This window comes from Oceanimonas doudoroffii, assembly GCF_002242685.1.
Lineage (GTDB): Bacteria > Pseudomonadota > Gammaproteobacteria > Enterobacterales > Aeromonadaceae > Oceanimonas > Oceanimonas doudoroffii.
In genome coordinates this window covers 138815-156515 of the sequence record NZ_NBIM01000002.1, presented here as the reverse complement: position 1 = coordinate 156515, position 17701 = coordinate 138815, and the positions used below count along the sequence as shown (strand labels likewise).

Genomic DNA, 17701 nt, shown 5'->3' with positions numbered 1-17701 from the left:
GGCGCTCCAGATGCATGACCAGGTCACAGATTTCCCGCTTTCCCTTCTCCGCAACTTGCGGCAGACCACAAAACGCTCACTGCCCCTTGGCTTTTTTCCCTTGCGGTTCATTAACATGCTTTTCGGTCTTTATCGGGAGCAGCATGGTCATGAACAGCCGAACTCGGGAAATGGCGCATATCGTCATGCGCGGTTTCGACGACTTTCACCGTTATTTTCTGGTGCTCACTCAAGGGGCCAGGGCCCGTTTTGAACGCCAGGACTGGCAGGGCGTGCAACAGGCCGCCCGCAGACGCATCTGGCTGTATGACGAGCACGTCAACAACACGGTGCGGGCCGTGCTCGACTACAACCGCAGCCCCCTGCGCCATCAGGAGCTGAAGGCACTGAAGCAGGCCTTTAACGATCTGCTGATCAACCATGCCAATGCCGACATGGCCGAATCCTTCTACAACTCGGTCTACCGCCGCTCCACCCGCCACCGCAGCATTCGTGCCGAAAACCTCTATGTGCACCCCTTCGTGCCTCAGCCGGGGGAGCAGGATCTTGCGCCCGTCACCTGGCACTACCAGATCGCACCGGGGGCTCTGGTCGGCACCCTACAGCACCTGCTGGCGCGCCTGCGGCTGGCCCCCCCCTTTATTCACCTGGCTCGGGATCTGGAGCATGTTCGGCGCACCCTGGCCGAGCAGGGGCTGGCCGATATGCCCTTGCGGCTGACCGTTATCAACACCCTGTTTTACCGCAACAAGGGCGCCTACCTCATTGGCCGGCTGGAGCGGCCCGAAGGTCCCCTGCCCTTTATTCTGCCGATATTGCATGAGCAGGGTGGCCTGGTGATCGACACCCTGCTGCTAAGCCATGACGACGCCTCCATTTTGTTTGGCTTTGCCCGCGCCTATTTCATGGTGTGGTGCCCTCAACCATCACTGCTGGTGCAGTTTTTGCGGCCGCTGCTGCCCAACAAGTCGGACTACGAAATTTACAACGCCATCGGCTGGCAAAAGCACGGCAAAACCATTTTTTACCGAGAGTTTCTGCAGCAGCTACAGGCTTCACGGGATCGGTTCGTGCCGGCGGAAGGCATCAAGGGCATGGTCATGAGCGTGTTTACCCTGCCGTCATCCGACGTGGTATTCAAGGTAATCAAGGACAAGGTCACACCGCCCAAAACCGTGGATCGCGCCACCGTCAAGGCCAAGTACCGGCTGGTCAAACAACACGACCGGGTGGGCCGCATGGCCGACACCATGGAATTTACCAACTTCGAGCTGCCCCTGAACCGCATCAGCCCAGAACTGCTCGACGAATTGCAGCGGGAAGTACCGTCACAACTCACCCTCAGGGATGACCGGCTGATCATTCATCACCTTTATACCGAACGGCGCATGATTCCGCTTAACCTTCACCTGGAGCAGGCCGGCGATCAGCAGTTGCACGATGCCCTGGACGAATACGCCAACGCCCTCAAACAGCTGGCCGCCGCCAATATCTTTCCCGGCGACATGCTGTTCAAGAACTTTGGCGTCACCCGTCACGGCCGGGTGATTTTCTACGACTATGACGAAATCGCCTACATGACCGAGTGCCATTTTCGCGCCATTCCCAAAACCGACCACCTTCAGGATCAACTCTGCCCCGAGCCCTGGTATTCGGTGGGACCGAATGATGTGTTTCCGGAAGAGTTCAAAACCTTTCTGCTGTACAAGCCGCGAGTGCGCGCCGCCTTTAGTGAACAGCATATGGAGCTGTTTACCGCCGAATACTGGCGCAGGCAGCAACACAACATTGAAAGCGGCATGGTGGGGGATATTTTCCCCTACCAGTGCCGGCAACGGTTCAGGTACAAGTACGGTGAAAGTCGTGAGGAGTGAGGTGAAGCAGTTACTCCCCTCACTCCTGTCTCCTTTCCCCTCACACAGAAATTACAGCTGCGGATGGCTCAGGGGCTCGCGGGACACCAGCACGCCGTTGAGATCGGCGTACACATAGTCGCCCGGCTGTATGGTAACGCCGGCAAAGGTGACCGGCACGTCCACCACGCCTTCGCCGCGCTTTTCCGAGCGGATCGGACAGGCCGCCAGCGCCTTGATGCCCAGCGACAATGCACCCAGGGTACCGGCGTCACGAATGGCACCGTGAATCACAATGCCTTCCCAGCCGTTTTCCAGGGCCTTTTCCGCCAGCATGTCGCCCATCAGGGCGCAGCGCAGCAGGCCACCGCCATCCACCACCAGCACCTTGCCGGTGCCGGGCTGGGACACCAGCTCCCGCACTCGGGAGTTGTCTTCATAGCAGCGCACCGTGACCGCCTGTCCCCAGAACAGGGCCGAACCTCCAAAGTCCTTAAAAACCGGGTCCAGCACCTTTATTTTGTCTGCGTGCTCATCACACAGATCCGGCAGCAAATCGAGCATTTCATTCTCCGTTGTCAAACACAGTGTTCCGGTACGTTGACCGAAGCGCCAAGGGCCTTGCGGCAACAACCACGGAATCGTATGAATTTCGGGCTTGACCTGGATCAAGCCCCTTCATAAAACTATGTAACATTATCCATTGCAAACTGTTGTTATGCCCCTGTTAACTGTTAAAATAACACCAATTTTTTAAAAGGACCTCTGTTCTTCCCGTTTTCAAGTCTGTTGGGTATGACGCAGTAACTGCATGGGACGCATATAAAAACAATAACGGTATCGGGACAGGTGCAAGCCCGTGGCGATGGGCGGAATGGTGTAAACTTGTTACATTCAATGCCGGCCCATGTTGACGGCCTTCACCCCGGTACCAGCGACAGTATTTTTACATTCATAGAACAGGTAAGCTCATGCAGACTCCACACATTCTTATCGTTGAAGACGAACTGGTCACCCGTAATACCCTTAAAGGCATTTTTGAGGCGGAAGGTTACACCGTGCTGGAAGCCACCGACGGTGAGGAAATGTACAAGGCCCTGTCCAGCCACAAGGTCAACCTGGTGATCATGGACATCAACCTGCCCGGCAAGAACGGCCTGCTGCTGGCCCGGGAGCTGCGCGAACAGCACAACCTGGCGCTGATGTTCCTCACCGGTCGCGACAACGAGGTCGACAAGATCCTGGGCCTGGAAATCGGCGCCGACGACTACATCACCAAGCCGTTCAATCCCCGTGAGCTCACCATTCGCGCCCGCAACCTGCTGGGTCGCACCATGCAGGCGCCCGATACCCAGGAAGAAGAAAAGCAGGTGGAAGCCTACCGCTTCAACGGCTGGACCCTGGACATCAACAGCCGCGCCCTGATCAGCCCCAACGGTGAAATGTTCAAGCTGCCCCGCAGTGAGTTCCGTGCCATGGTGCACTTCTGCGAGCATCCGGGCCAGATCCAGAGTCGTGCCGAGCTGTTGAAGAAGATGACCGGCCGTGAGCTCAAACCCCACGACCGCACCGTGGACGTGACCATTCGCCGCATTCGCAAGCATTTCGAATCGGTACCGGACACGCCCGAAATCATCGCCACCATTCACGGTGAAGGCTACCGCTTCTGCGGCGAGCTGGAAGGCTGACAAGGCCCCGCTCAAGCCGGGCACTGCCCCAAAAATTGGGCCTGCAAACAAGCTAAAAAAATACCGGCCTCATGGCCGGTATTTTTGTTTGCGCTTACTGGTGGCTTACAGCACGTTGACGGCGTTCAGTTCGCGGAACGCCTGCTCCAGGCGGGCGATCATGCTGAGCTGGCCCTCGCGCAGCCAGACGCGGGGATCGTAGTACTTCTTGTTGGGCTTGTCGTCGCCATCCGGGTTACCAATCTGGCCCTGCAGATAGGCTTCCTTGTCCTTGTAATAGTCCATCACGCCGGCCCAGGTGGCCCACTGGGTGTCGGTGTCGATGTTCATCTTGATCACACCGTACTCAATAGATTCCTTGATCTCCTCGGCAGAAGAGCCGGAGCCGCCGTGGAACACAAAGTTCAGGGACTTGGGCGCCAGGCCGAATTTCTCGGAGACGTACTTCTGAGAGTTGTCCAGGATCTGCGGGGTCAGCTTGACGTTGCCGGGCTTGTACACGCCGTGCACGTTGCCGAAGGAAGCGGCAATGGTGAACTTGTCGCTGACCGCGCTCAGTTTCTCGTAGGCGTAGGCCACGTCTTCCGGCTGGGTGTAAAGCAGGGAGCTGTCCATGCCGGTGTTGTCGACGCCGTCTTCCTCACCACCGGTGCAACCCAGCTCGATCTCCAGGGTCATGCCGATCTTGCTCATGCGCGCCAGATATTGGGCACAGATCTCGATGTTTTCTTCCAGGCTCTCTTCGGACAGATCGATCATGTGGGAGCTGAACAGCGGCTTGCCGGTCTCGGCAAAGTGCTTTTCACCGGCGTCGAGCAGGCCGTCAATCCAGGGCAGCAGCTTTTTGGCGGCATGGTCGGTGTGCAGGATCACCGGCACGCCATAGGCTTCGGCCACCGCATGCACATGGCGGGCGCCGGAAATGGCGCCCAGAATGGCGGCCTGGTGGCCTTCCAGCTTGAGGCCCTTGCCCGCAAAAAAGCCGGCGCCGCCGTTGGAGAACTGCACGATCACCGGCGACTTCACCTTGGCGGCGGCTTCGATCACCGCGTTGACCGAGTCGGTGCCCACCACGTTCACCGCCGGCAGGGCGAACTGATTGGCCTTGGCGATTTCAAAAATTTTCTGCATGTCATCGCCGCTGACCACACCCGGCTTGACCACGTCGGAAATTTTCTGGGACATTGTTTTGCTCCTGTAAGCTTGTTCACGGCCGGTAAAACCGGCCGTGTTAAATAAATGGGGTTCAGTCCTTGGCGCGCTGCTCAAGCATGGCCACCGCCGGCAGGATCTTGCCTTCCACAAACTCCAGGAAGGCGCCGCCACCGGTGGAAATGTAGGATACTTTGTCCTTGATGCCGAACTTGTCGATGGCCGCCAGGGTGTCGCCGCCACCGGCGATGGAGAAAGCGTCGCTCTCGGCGATGGCGCGGGCCACCACTTCGGTGCCCTGGGCGAACTGGTCGAATTCAAACACGCCCACCGGGCCGTTCCACAGAATGGTCTTGGCTTCCTTCAGGATTTTGGCCAGGGCCTCGGCAGAGTCGGGGCCGAGATCAAAAATCATGTCATCGGCATTGACCTCGCTCACCGGTTTGATGGCGGCCTCGGCCTGCTCGGAGAATTCGGTACCCACCACCACGTCGGTGGCCAGGGGAATGGCGCACTCGGCGGCCAGTTTTTTGGCGGTGTCGAGCAGCTCCGGCTCATACAGCGACTTGCCCACCGAGTGGCCGGCGGCGGCGATAAAGGTGTTGGCGATGCCGCCACCCACCACCAGCTGGTCGGCCACTTGAGACAGGGACTCAAGCACGGTCAGCTTGGTGGATACCTTGGAGCCGCCGACAATGGCCACCATGGGGCGGGCGGGCTTGTCCATGGCCTTGGCCAGGGCCTCCAGCTCGGCGGACAGCAGCGGGCCGGCACAGGCCACGGGGGCGAACCTGGCCACACCGTGGGTGGAGGCCTGGGCGCGGTGGGCGGTGCCGAAGGCATCCATTACGAACACATCACAGAGGGCCGCATACTGACGGGACAGGGTTTCGTCGTCCTTTTTCTCGCCCTTGTTGAAGCGCACGTTTTCCAGTACCACCAGCTCGCCTTCGGCCAGTTCCAGGCCATTCAGGTAGTCGGTTGCCAGGCGTACCGGAGCGTCCAGCTTGGCGGCCAGGTAGTCCACCACCGGCTGCAGCGAGAACTCGTCGGCATATTCCCCTTCGGTAGGACGTCCCAGGTGCGAGGTCACCATCACCTTGGCGCCCTGGGCCATGGCCGCCTCAATGGTGGGCAGCGAGGCCAGGATGCGGGCGTCGGAGCCGACCTTGCCGTTTTTCACCGGCACGTTCAGGTCGGCACGGATCAGCACCCGCTTGCCGGACAGATCGAGTTCATTCATTTTGATGACAGACATAATGCGTCCTCTAATTGGCAGTACTGTTGTTAACCGAATCTGTTAATTTGCTTACCTTGCCGCCAGCCAGGCCAGGCTGGTATCCAGCATACGGTTGGCAAAGCCCCATTCATTGTCGCACCACATCAGCATCTTGATGAGGTTGGCATCACTCACCCGAGTCTGGGTGCCGTCAATAATGGAAGAATGGGGATCGTGATTGAAGTCCACCGACACCAGCGGTGCTTCTGTGTAATCGAGAATACCCTTGAGCGGCCCGTGAGCTGCCTCGCGCAGCACTCGATTGACTTCGTCCACCGAGGCGTGTTTTTCCACAATAATGCTGAGATCCATGGCGGTCACGTTGATGGTGGGTACTCGCACGGAAATGGCTTCGAACTTGCCGGCAAAGTGCGGCAATATGCGTTCAACACCCTTGGCCAGCTTGGTATCCACCGGAATGATGGACTGGCTGGCGGCGCGAGTACGGCGCAGATCGGGATGATAGGCATCGATCACCTGCTGATCGTTCATGGCCGAGTGAATGGTGGTGATATTGCCGCATTTGATGTTGAACACGCGATGCAGGGTTTCGATCACGGGCACCACGCAGTTGGTAGTGCATGACGCATTGGAGACAATGGTTTCATCACCGGTGAGCTGCTGGTGATTGACGCCATAGACAATGGTGGCGTCAACGTCGCTGTCGGCCGGATGGGAAAACAGCACGCGCCCCGCTCCCGCCGCCAGGTGCAGGCCGGCGTCGGCCCGGCTGGACAGCACCCCGGTGCAGTCCAGCACCAGATCTACCCCCAGCTCGGCCCAAGGCAAGCGGCCGGCATCGGGCTCATGACACAGCCGAATGTGATCGTCGCCAATTCGCATGCCCTCATGGTCCAGGCTGACTTCCCGGGCAAAGCGGCCGTGACTGGAGTCGTAGCGGGTCAGGTGGGCCATGGCCTCGGGCTCGGCCAGTTCGTTAATGGCCACGATTTTCATGCGCCGGTCCAGGCCGCGCTCGTAAAAGGCACGCAACACGCTACGGCCGATGCGGCCATAACCGTTGATGGCGAGTCGAATCATTGCTGTCTGCTTCCTGCTGGATGCGGGCTTGGCGCCCGTTGTCAGAATTCAGGCCCAAGTCTAACGAGGATTGAAAGCAAGGGGAATGGCGAAGGCAGTGATGCAGCCCTAAAAAGAAAAAACCCGGCCGTTTGCACGACCGGGGCGGCATTCAGGGGTCAAAATTCAGACGACTTCCAGCTCTGGCTCGGTGAGCACGGGGGTCACCTTGGCCTCGGCAGACTGTTGCTGCAGCCAGTGCAGCATTTTGGCAGGGTAACAATCGTCCGCCGACCAGATGCAGGGCGACGGGGCAGAGACGGCACTCATACGCGGCACATTATTCACTGGACTTGTCCTCACTGATTGAAACCGAACTCAGGGTAACCATACCGATTGACGGTTTGATGACAGTACAGACTTTAAACAATGAATGCCAATCACGGCCGGGGCTGCGCCTCGAGATCATCCTCGGCCGCCGACGCCGGCTCACTCAGCTCCAGCTCCATCTGGCTGGCCTGCGCCTGGGCCACCGCTTCTTCTTCCAGATCCGGAAAAACCTCTTCCATGGGCACGTCCACAAACTCGTCGTTACGGGGGTCAAGTTCGGTGATCACACCCGGAGTATCTGCCGGAGTGGCAATATAAGCGGCCTGCTCGGCCACCGGTACCGCCGGAGTGCGCCACTGCCACCACAGGGTGTAGCCGCTGAGCAGCAGGGCCACGCCACCGCAGCCGAGATAAAGCCCCTGAGGACCAAGCCAGGTCATCATGCCGGAGCTGAACAGTGGCCCCAGCGAGCTGCCGAGGCCGTAACTGAGCAGCAGTGTGGTGCTGGCGGCCACAATATGGTGCGCCTCCATGCGATCGTTGGTAATGGCCACCGCCACCGGATAAATGGACGCCACCATGCCCATGTAGAGGGCGGAGAAACCGATAAGAATGCCAATATGATAGCCGCCCCCCACAATCACGCCGGCGGCACTGAGGGCGATAACCAGGTTGATGGCCAGCATGATGGTGCCGCGATTAAGGCGGTCACACAGCCGTCCCAGGGGCCAGGCGAACAGGATAAAGGTAAAGATGGAGGCCGCCATAAACCAGGACAGTTGATCCACCGGCAATCCCACCTGAATGGCATACACCGGCGCCATGGAGTAGAAGCTGCTGATCAGCACCCCACTGCACAGGGCCGCCACCAACCCCACCGGCGCACTGCGCACGATGGATCTCAGGCTGATGCGTTCGCTGTGCTCCACCGTGGGCGCATCCATGCGAGTCAGTGACAGCGGCACCAGGGCGGCGGTCAGCAGAATGGCGCCTATGGTAAAAGGCACAAAGGCGGCCGGATCGGTAAAGCCAATCAGCAACTGACCGGCGGTGGCCGCCAAATAGGCGCAGATCTGATAGGCAAAAAACAGGGTGGCGCGGTTGTCACTGCTGGCCACGGCACTGAACCAGCTTTCAATCACCACAAAACTGCCGGCCACGGCAATACCGCTCAGCGCCCGCAGCAGCGCCCAGACGATGATGCTGTCGGTCAGCGGGAAAATCAGCGTGGAGCTGGCCAGTACCGCGCTGAACACCGCAAAGGCGCGAATGTGCCCGACCCGCTTGATCACCCCGGGTCCGTACAGGGAGCCGAGCATAAAGCCCACCGAATAGCACACCATGATGCTGCCGATCAGCGTCGGCTCCACCTGTTTGAGTCCGAGATTGACCCCGAGCAAGGTCATCACGAAGGTATTGCCCCCCATCAGCAGAAAGACGCTGAAGATCAGCGACGACAGGGATATGACCAGACGTTTTATCATGGCGGGTAACGGTCTGAACGTGAAAACAAAGGCGTTCAGAGTGACAGCATTCGGCAGCCCTGAACAAGTCTTGAGCGCTCAATATCGGGGATGGATCACTTTTCTCGAGGCATGCCCCGCGGCGGTCCCGCAAAAACAAAAACCCCCGGCCTGGGGCCGGGGGTTTTAGCTTGCCTGAATGCGGCTGTTAGCCCTGGGCTTTCAGCTTGCGACGGTAGGCGTGCAGCAGCGGCTCGGTGTAACCACTGGGCTGGGTAGTGCCTTCAAATACCAGGGCGCAGGCGGCTTCAAAAGCCACGCCATCAAAGCCCGGCGCCATGTTGCGATACAGCGGATCACCGGCGTTCTGCTGGTCCACAATGGCGGCCATGCGCTTCATGGACTCCATTACCTGCTCCTTGGAGCAGATGCCGTGACGCAGCCAGTTGGCGATGTGCTGAGCGGAGATACGCAGGGTGGCGCGGTCTTCCATCAGGCCCACGTGGTTGATGTCGGGCACCTTGGAGCAGCCAACACCCTGGTCGATCCAGCGAACCACATAACCCAGAATGCCTTGGGCGTTGTTATCCAGTTCGTTCTGAATCTCTTCTGCGGTCAGGGCATCTCTGTCGGCCTGAGTCAGCAGCGGAATGGTCAACAGGTCATCCAGGTTGGCCGGTTCACGGGACTTGAGCTCATCCTGACGGGACTTCACGTTCACCTGGTGGTAGTGAGTCACGTGCAGGGTAGCGGCGGTCGGAGACGGAACCCAGGCGGTGTTGGCACCGGACAGCGGGTGGGCGATCTTCTGCTCCAACATGTCGGCCATGTTGTCGGGAATCGCCCACATGCCCTTGCCGATTTGCGCCTTGCCCTGCAGGCCGGCGGCCAGACCCACGTCCACGTTATTGTTCTCGTAAGACTGGATCCAGGCCTGCTGCTTCATATTGCCCTTGCGAACAACGGGGCCGGCTTCCATGCTGGTGTGAATTTCGTCACCGGTGCGATCCAGGAAGCCGGTGTTGATGAACACCACTCGCTCGCGAGCCTGATAAATGGCGGACTTCAGGTTGGCGCTGGTACGGCGCTCTTCATCCATGATGCCCACTTTCAGGGTGTTCTTGGCCAGACCCAGTACCTGCTCAATGCGCTCGAACAGCTCAACGGCAAAGGCCACTTCTTCGGGGCCGTGCATCTTGGGCTTGACGATGTAAACACTGCCGGTACGGGAGTTACGGAACTTGCCGTTACCTTTAAGATCGTGAATGGCGATCAGGCAGGTAACCAGGCCGTCGATGATGCCTTCCGGCACCTCGTTGCCGTCTTTGTCCAGTACCGCTTCGTTGGTCATCAGATGACCCACGTTACGCACGAACAGCAGGCTGCGGCCGTGCAGGGTAAAGGCTTCACCCTGAGGGTTAAGGTATTCGCGATCCGGGTTCAGGGAGCGGATGATTTCCTTGTCGCCCTTCTTCACCTTCTGGGTCAGGGTGCCCTTCATCAGGCCCAGCCAGTTGCGGTATACGCCAACCTTGTCTTCGGCGTCCACGGCGGCCACGGAGTCTTCGCAGTCCATGATGGTGGACAGGGCGGCTTCAACGATCAGATCCTTGATGCCGGCCTTGTCGAGCTGGGCAACCGGGTTGGCGGCATCGAACTGCAGCTCAATGTGCAGGCCGTTATTGCGCACCAGTACCGAAGCCGGGGCGGCGGTGTCACCCTTGTAACCGGCGAACTTGTCGGCATCGGCCAGGGTAGTGGTGTCACCGTTGTCCAGGGTGATGTGCAGCTGACCATTCACTACCTGATAGGCGGTAGCGTCGGCGTGGCTGCCGGTGGCCAGGGGCGCGGCCTGATCCAGCAGGTTGCGACCCCAGGCAATCACCTTTTCGGCGCGGCGAGGATTCAGGGTCTTGGTTTTTTCGGCGCCATCGGTTTCGGCAATGGCGTCGCTGCCGTACAGGGCATCGTACAGGCTGCCCCAGCGAGCGTTGGCGGCATTCAGGCAGTAACGGGCGTTGTTCACCGGCACCACCAGCTGCGGACCGGCCAGGGTGGCCAGTTCGGCGTCAACATTGGTAGTGGTGATTTGGTAGTCTTCCACTTCCGGCACCAGGTAGCCGATGTCGGTCAGGAATTGCTTGTAGGCAGCAGCATCGTGAGGCTGGCCGGCGTTGGCATTGTGCCATTCGTCGATCTTTTGCTGCAGGGCGTCACGCTTTTCCAGCAGGGCGCGGTTCTTGGGGGCCAGATCGTTGACGATCTGCTCCATGCCACTCCAGAACGCGGCGGGCTCAACGCCGGTACCGGGAATGATTTCGTTTACTACCAGATCATGAAGAACGGTAGCGACTTGCAAAGTGCCGAGATGAGTACGTTCCGTCATAGTTGCTTCTTCTATTCTAGTTGTCAGTAGTGTTCAATCTTCCGATCACTAACCCTGATTGCTTGGGAGCGATAGTTTACCTCGTGAAGACCGGTGGAGGCAAAGCGGAATTGCGATTTATGGTCACAGGATCTTCACAAATTGTGAATAAAAAATCACGCACTTTGTAATGTCCAATACAATTCAATGAGATAATGTCTACGCGCAGTGTTTTATACCCCTGCTTCAGGATCAGGCAGGATCCGCTCTGGGGCCTTCTCCTCTCCCCATCTGCCGGCCCTTTCCATCTCCCCTCGGCCACGTCAAAAACAAAAAACGCGCCGAAGCGCGTTTTGGTGTCAATCAAAGCCATCTCAGCAATGATCAGGCTGTTCAATCCAGCATGCTGTGAATGTCTTCGTCACTGGTGTGGCGAACGTCCTTGCCCTTGACGAAATAGATGATGTATTCGCAGATATGCTGTACCCGGTCCCCTACCCGCTCCAGAGAACGGGCACACCAGAGTACATTGAGCACATGGGGAATGGAGCGGGGATCTTCCATCATGAAGGTCATCAGCTCGCGAATGATGGACTCGTACTCCCGGTCCACCTTGTCGTCTTCCTTGTGCACTTCAATGGCGGCTTCCACGTCCATGCGGGCAAAGGCGTCGAGGGACTCATGCAACATGCGTACGGTACGCCGGCCCATGTTCTCCATCGACACCAGCGGCGGCTGCTTCTTGTTGGCGTTGTCGAGCAGCATCATGCCGATACGCTTGGCCACATCGCCGATGCGTTCCAGATCGGTAATGGTCTTGATAATGGCCAGCACCAGACGCAGATCCGAAGCCGCCGGCTGACGCTTGGCGATAATGCGGGTGCACTCTTCGTCGATCTGTACTTCCAGGGCGTTGACCCTGTGGTCATTGGCCACGATCTGGCGCGCCAGGTCCATGTTTTGGTCGTGAATGGCGGTAATGGCGTCGTTGAGTTGCTGCTCCACCAGTCCGCCCATCACCAATACCTGGTTGAGCACCCCTTCCAGCTCGGCGTTGAACTGACCGGAGATATGCTTGTTGAGATTCTGCTTGTCCATCCTGAAGGCTCCTTAGCCGTAGCGACCGGTGATGTAGTCTTCGGTCTTCTTCTTGCTGGGGGTGGTGAACAGGCTGTTGGTATCGGAATATTCGATAAGCTCACCCATGTACATAAAGGCCGTATGATCCGACACCCGCGCCGCCTGCTGCATATTGTGGGTCACGATGACCACAGTGTACTGCTCTTTCAGGGTGTTGATCAGCTCTTCGATCACCAGGGTGGAAATGGGATCGAGCGCCGAGGTGGGCTCATCGAGCAGCAGCACTTCCGGCTCGATGGCAATGGCCCGGGCAATCACCAGACGCTGTTGCTGACCACCGGACAGGCCAAAGGCGTTATCATGCAGCCGGTCCTTAACCTCGTCCCACAGGGCGGCACCGCGCAGGGAGCGCTCCACTGCCTCGTCCAGTCGGCGACGGTCGTTGATGCCCTGCAGCCGCAGGCCGTAGACCACGTTCTCGTAAATGGACTTGGGAAAGGGGTTGGGACGCTGAAATACCATGCCCACCCGGCGGCGCAGGGCGGCCACATCCACTTCCTTGCCATAGATATTCTGGTTGTGCAGCAGAATCTCTCCTTCAATGCGGCACGTCTCCACCAGATCGTTCATGCGATTGATACAGCGCAGCAGGGTGGACTTGCCGCAGCCGGACGGGCCGATAAAGGCGGTAACCTGGCCCTTGGCAATTTTCATGTCCACGTTGAACAGGGCCTGCTTGGCACCGTAGAACAGGTTGAGTCCGCGCACTTCCAGGGCAGTCTGCTCCTCGCTCAGGCGGCTGACATCCAGGGTCGAGTCCTGACCAAGGGGGGTAGCGACGTTAATCATGTTTCTATACCTCTAAACGTTGGCCGGCCGGTTTACTGATCCAGCGAGCGGAATTTTTCACGCAGGTGGTTGCGAATGCCGATGGCGGTCAGGTTAAGTCCCACGATCACCGTCACCAGCAGGAAGGAGGTCGCATATACCAGGGGACGCGCCGCCTCCACGTTGGGGCTTTGAAAGCCCACGTCATAAATATGAAAGCCCAGGTGCATGAACTTGCGATCCACATGCAGGTAGGGGAAGTTGCCGTCCACCGGCAGGTTGGGTGCCAGCTTCACCACGCCCACCAGCATCAGCGGTGCCACTTCGCCCGCGGCCCGGGCAATGGCCAGGATCAGGCCGGTCATGATGGCCGGGCTGGCCATGGGGATCACAATGCGCCACAGGGTCTCGGCCTTGGTCGCCCCCAAGGCCAGGGAGCCCTGCCGTACCGACCCGGGAATGCGCGACAGGCCTTCCTCGGTGGAGACGATCACCACCGGCAGGGTAAGGATAGCCAGGGTCAGTGCCGACCACAGCACCCCGGGCGAACCAAAGGTGGGCGTGGGCAGGGCTTCCGGGTAAAACAGCTTGTCGATGGAACCGCCCAGCATGTACACGAAGAAGCCCAGGCCAAAAACGCCATAGACGATGGAGGGCACGCCCGCCAGGTTGATGACCGCAATGCGAATGATCTTGGTTAGGTTGTTCTTGCCGGCATATTCATGCAGGTAGATGGCGGCCACGACCCCCAGTGGGGTAACGATAATGGCCATCAGGATCACCATGAACACGGTACCGAAAATGGCCGGGAACACGCCGCCCTCGGTGTTGGCTTCCCGCGGCTCACCGCTGATGAACTTGCCCATTTCGCCAAACCAGTGTCCGGTCTGGGCCAGCAGGTTCATGTCGTTGGGCCAGGCCACATCCAGCACATCCCCCAACGACAGGGTCACTTCCTGGCCACGCATGTCACGCACCACCACGCTGTCGCGGCGGGCTTCCTCACGCAGGGCAAACAGCTCCTTTTCCAGCACCTGGTAGTCGGCGCGCAGCTGCGCTTCCTCGGCCTGAATGGCGGCCAGCGCCTCCTCGGTGAGCTCGCCATCCAGCTCCAGCTTGCGCTGCTCCAGCCGCAGCCGTTCCAGCTGATGGTTGATGGCACCGATATCGCCGCGCTGCAGATCGTTCATGCGCTCATTGAGTTCGTCTACCCGTTCAATACGGGCCAGCAACTGCGCGCGGGTGTCGCCGGCCACGGCGCTGTCATTTTCCAGCACCCGTTCCACGTAGCCGTAAAAATTGCCGTTGTGGGAGCGCTCGATCACCGCCAGCTGGCCCGGCTCACTGCGGGACACGATGTCGGTTTCCAGGATCCAGCGAAAGTCCAGGGGCACGAACTCCCGGTTACCGGTTTTGACCAGGTAACGGGTCAGGTTGTCTTCGGTCACGCCTTCCAGCGCCAGGCCGGCACCGCGTAGCTGGGACACCGGCACGGCCTCGCGGTCGTGAATTTCACCGATAACGGTATAACGCTCGCCCTCGGGCGTGCTCAGTTGCCACTCATAGATGGTGTGCGGCCAGAAATAGGTCAGGCCACGCCAGCCGATCATCAGCAACAGGCCCAGTACCGCCACCAGGCTGAGGCTTACCGCCCCGCCGGTCATCCATATCCAGGGCGCACCTGATTTGAACCACTTACTCATTTGTTTCGCCCCTTACAGTGAGCTGTACTTGTCACGCAGCCGCTGACGCACGAACTCCGCAACCGTGTTGAACAGGAAGGTGAACACAAAGAGCACAAAGGCTGCCAGGAAGAGCACCCGGTAATGGGAGCTGTTCACCTCCGCTTCCGGCATTTCCACCGCAATGTTGGCGGCCAGGGTACGCATGCCGTTGAAGATGCTGAAGTCCATCACCGGCGTATTACCGGTGGCCATCAGCACTATCATGGTCTCACCCACGGCCCGGCCCAGGCCCATCATCACCGCCGAGAAAATGCCGGGGCTGGCGGTCAGCATCACCACCCGGGTCAGGGTCTGCCAGGGCGTGGCGCCCAGCGCCAGGGAACCGTTGGTCAGGTGCCGGGGCACGGAGAATACGGCGTCTTCGGCAATGGAGAAGATGGTGGGAATGACCGCAAAGCCCATGGCGATGCCCACAACCAGAGAGTTGCGCTGGTCAAAGCCGATGCCCAGCTCGTTGGTGAGGAAGCCGCGGGCATCACCGCCGAAAAAGGCGCTTTCCACCGCGGGGCTGAAGGCGAAGCAGGCCCAGCCGACCAGCAATACCACCGGCAGCAGCAACAGGCTCTGCCAGCCGTCGGGCACGGCGTTCTTGATGTGCTTGGGCAGGTGGTGCCAGATAAAGGCGGTCAGCAGCACCCCCGCCGGCATCAGCACCAGCACCATGACCACACCCGGCAGATGGGTTTCAATCAGCGGCGCCAACCACAACCCGGCCAGAAAGCCGAGGATAACGGTAGGCAGGGCCTCCATGATTTCCACCGTGGGCTTGACCACCTTGCGCAGCCCGGGAGACATGAAGTAGGCGGTATACACGGCGCCGGCAATGGCGATGGGTACGGCGAACAGCAGGGCATAGAAAGCCGCCTTGATGGTGCCGAAGGAAATGGGCACCAGGCTCAGCTTGGCCTCGAAATCGCTGCTGCCGGAGGTGGACTGCCACACATACTGAGGCTCGGGATAGCCTTCATACCAGACCTTGGTCCACATCGCCTTCCAGGTGACCTCAGGATGTTCATTGTCCACCTCAAAGGTGGACAGCCGGCCCTGTTCGGCCACCAGCAACAGGTTGTTGCGCGGAGAAAAGGACAGGGCAGACACGCCCTCGCCGGCCAGTTTTTCGGAAAACAGATGGCTGTTTCCGGTGGTGTGGAAAATATCCACCTCACCCTGGGTGCTGACGGTCACAAAGCCCTTGCGGTTGATCTCGTTGGCGATGTGCGCCACCGGACCGGAAGCCTCGAATTCGCGAATAAAGGTAAATTCACGCTTGCCGTCCTTTGCCACCTCAAACCACTGGGACACCACGCCGTTATCGTTGCCCACCAGCAGGGAGTTACCGCCGGCCAGCAGCGTCATGGCGGAGATGTTGCCGCCCCGGGCGTTCATGGGAATGACGGAGCGCAGCCGCAGTTTGTTGATGTTGCGCACGTCATACACCGATACCTCGTTGCCGCTGCGAACGAACATGAAACGCAGGTTGGGGGTGACCAGCACCTGCTCCACCCGCGCCGGCAGGCCGGGAATGGCCACCTGGGTGGGGCTCAGCTCCAGCTCGCCGGTGAGAAAATTTTCCTTGCCGGAAAAGCGGGTCAGTACGATGTCGCCGCCGGCAACCACCGCCGCCACCAGCAGGTCTTCGCCATTGGTGGCGAAGCTCAGTTGCTCCAGCGCCCGGCCCTGCTCGTCCACCTGCAGCGGCGACGAACCAAAGGGATAGGTCAGGCCGGGAGTAATGGTACGCACATTGTCCGGATAGCTGACATCGAATTTGGGCGCCAGCACCCGCATGCTACCGTCACTCAGGCCGTAGGCCGCCATCGGCTTGCTGTCACTGGCGGCGGCGGTGGTGATCTCTCCTTCCACCGAAACGCTGCTCAGCACCCGGCCCTGTTCCAGCAGGGAATAAAAATGCACGGTGCCGTCTTCGGAGAAGGTGTATGCCTGCTCGTTTTGCTCTTCCACCCCCAGAACCAGGGGAGCACCGTCGCCGTCCAGGGCAAACTCGCCCACAGGCTCCACGCTGGCGCCATCGAAGATGGGCTTGACCACATACAGCAGGTAAAAAAAGATCAGCAGCAGCGCCACCAGCACGACGATGCCGCCTGCGGTCACGCCCGCCTGGGCCAGCCTGTCTTTGAGCCAGCGCTTACGGCTGCCCGACAGAGCCATGGTTTGAGTTTGAGCCGACATATCGTCACTCCGTTCGCTTTTTCGGTTGCCCGCATTCTATGGCGGGGAAATGACAGTTTTGTTACAGAGCACAAAAGCCGCAAGTAACCCTGTAAAAAAAAGTGCCGGCGTGTATCTTGAACAGTGAACTGATCATGTCATTCAAGGAGAGAAACCATGAAAACCCTGGTCGCCACCCTTATCGGCCCCGATAAAACCGGCCTGGTCCGGCAACTGGCCGCCCTTATTCGCAAACACCACGGCAGCTGGCAGGGCAGTGCCATGAGCGAGCTGGCGGGTTATTTTGCCGGCATTGTGGAAATTCGCGTGCCCGCCGAGCACAGCGCCGGCCTGGAACAGGCGCTGAAGGCCCTGCCAGACTTTCAGGTGCAACTGGTGGAAGGCCAGGGCTCCGCGCTTCGTGGCCAACAGCTGAAACTCACGGTGACCGCCAACGACAGGGTTGGTATCGTCGACGAGGTCACCGATATTCTCAACAGCCAGAACATCAGCGTGAAAAACCTGAAAACCGACAGCCACCCGGCGCCCGTTACCGGCATCATGCTGTTTGAGGCCCAGAGCACCCTGACCTTGCCCCACGGCCAGACCCTGGGGGACCTGCAAAGCCGGCTGGAGGCCCTGAGCGACGATCTGGTCGTTGACATTGAACTCATTTGAGTCGTAATAAAAATGTCATACTTGTTTGTCATAAACAGTGCCAAAAATGAC

The 17701-nt window shown here is 59.3% G+C and carries 15 protein-coding genes; 3 read left to right on the top strand and 12 right to left on the bottom strand.

The features are described 5' to 3' along the window. The first annotated feature begins 149 nt into the window (after positions 1-149). Entirely contained in the window at positions 150-1874 is a 1725-nt protein-coding gene (aceK, locus tag B6S08_RS10370; protein WP_094200835.1) for a bifunctional isocitrate dehydrogenase kinase/phosphatase, read from the top strand. A gap of 51 nt (positions 1875-1925) precedes the next feature. On the opposite strand, the gene B6S08_RS10365 is transcribed toward aceK, so the two are convergent. Next, on the bottom strand, positions 1926-2417 hold the full coding sequence (locus tag B6S08_RS10365) for a putative 4-hydroxy-4-methyl-2-oxoglutarate aldolase (protein ID WP_094200737.1): 492 nt from the start codon (positions 2415-2417) through the stop codon (positions 1926-1928). Positions 2418-2824: 407 nt separating this feature from the next. On the opposite strand from B6S08_RS10365, the gene arcA reads away from it, so the two are divergent. Then, positions 2825-3541, top strand: coding sequence for a two-component system response regulator ArcA (gene arcA, locus B6S08_RS10360; protein ID WP_094200736.1), 717 nt, complete (start codon positions 2825-2827; stop codon positions 3539-3541). A gap of 105 nt (positions 3542-3646) precedes the next feature. Here the strand turns inward: arcA and fbaA are convergent, their stop codons facing one another. The 11 genes from fbaA to B6S08_RS10315 all read right to left on the bottom strand — a co-directional run bounded on the left by fbaA (position 3647) and on the right by B6S08_RS10315 (position 16993). Beyond that, a complete protein-coding gene (gene fbaA, locus B6S08_RS10355) occupies positions 3647-4726 on the bottom strand; it encodes a class II fructose-bisphosphate aldolase (RefSeq protein WP_094200735.1) in 1080 nt (359 codons plus the stop codon). Positions 4727-4787: 61 nt separating this feature from the next. After that, positions 4788-5951, bottom strand: a complete 1164-nt coding sequence (locus tag B6S08_RS10350; RefSeq protein WP_094200734.1) for a phosphoglycerate kinase — start codon at positions 5949-5951, stop codon at positions 4788-4790. Positions 5952-6002: 51 nt separating this feature from the next. After that, positions 6003-7013 (bottom strand): erythrose-4-phosphate dehydrogenase, encoded by a 1011-nt coding sequence (gene epd / locus B6S08_RS10345; protein ID WP_094200733.1) that lies wholly within the window; start codon positions 7011-7013, stop codon positions 6003-6005. Between the two features lie 165 nt (positions 7014-7178). Further along, the gene (locus B6S08_RS18425; protein ID WP_169716395.1) at positions 7179-7322 is read right to left on the bottom strand and encodes a hypothetical protein; all 144 of its coding nucleotides are present in this window, start codon (positions 7320-7322) and stop codon (positions 7179-7181) included. 110 nt (positions 7323-7432) lie between these two features. Then, entirely contained in the window at positions 7433-8806 is a 1374-nt protein-coding gene (locus B6S08_RS10340; RefSeq protein WP_094200732.1) for an MFS transporter, read from the bottom strand. Positions 8807-8993: 187 nt separating this feature from the next. Next, a complete protein-coding gene (locus B6S08_RS10335) occupies positions 8994-11171 on the bottom strand; it encodes a malate synthase G (RefSeq protein ID WP_094200731.1) in 2178 nt (725 codons plus the stop codon). 76 nt (positions 11172-11247) lie between these two features. Continuing rightward, entirely contained in the window at positions 11248-11547 is a 300-nt protein-coding gene (locus B6S08_RS18235) for a hypothetical protein (RefSeq protein ID WP_141202189.1), read from the bottom strand. Continuing rightward, a complete protein-coding gene (gene phoU / locus B6S08_RS10330; RefSeq protein ID WP_094200730.1) occupies positions 11544-12248 on the bottom strand; it encodes a phosphate signaling complex protein PhoU in 705 nt (234 codons plus the stop codon). The genes B6S08_RS18235 and phoU overlap by 4 nt, the downstream gene beginning before the upstream one ends. A 12-nt stretch (positions 12249-12260) precedes the next feature. Beyond that, positions 12261-13079, bottom strand: a complete 819-nt coding sequence (gene pstB, locus B6S08_RS10325) for a phosphate ABC transporter ATP-binding protein PstB (protein ID WP_094200729.1) — start codon at positions 13077-13079, stop codon at positions 12261-12263. A 32-nt stretch (positions 13080-13111) separates the two neighbouring features. Then, positions 13112-14761 (bottom strand): phosphate ABC transporter permease PstA, encoded by a 1650-nt coding sequence (gene pstA / locus B6S08_RS10320; RefSeq protein ID WP_094200728.1) that lies wholly within the window; start codon positions 14759-14761, stop codon positions 13112-13114. A gap of 12 nt (positions 14762-14773) precedes the next feature. Continuing rightward, positions 14774-16993 carry an ABC transporter permease subunit gene (locus B6S08_RS10315; RefSeq protein ID WP_094200727.1) on the bottom strand — a complete coding sequence of 740 codons (2220 nt, stop codon included), beginning with the start codon at positions 16991-16993 and terminating at the stop codon, positions 14774-14776. A gap of 156 nt (positions 16994-17149) precedes the next feature. On the opposite strand from B6S08_RS10315, the gene B6S08_RS10310 reads away from it, so the two are divergent. Further along, positions 17150-17650 (top strand): glycine cleavage system transcriptional repressor, encoded by a 501-nt coding sequence (locus tag B6S08_RS10310; RefSeq protein WP_094200726.1) that lies wholly within the window; start codon positions 17150-17152, stop codon positions 17648-17650. Positions 17651-17701 lie beyond the last annotated feature (51 nt).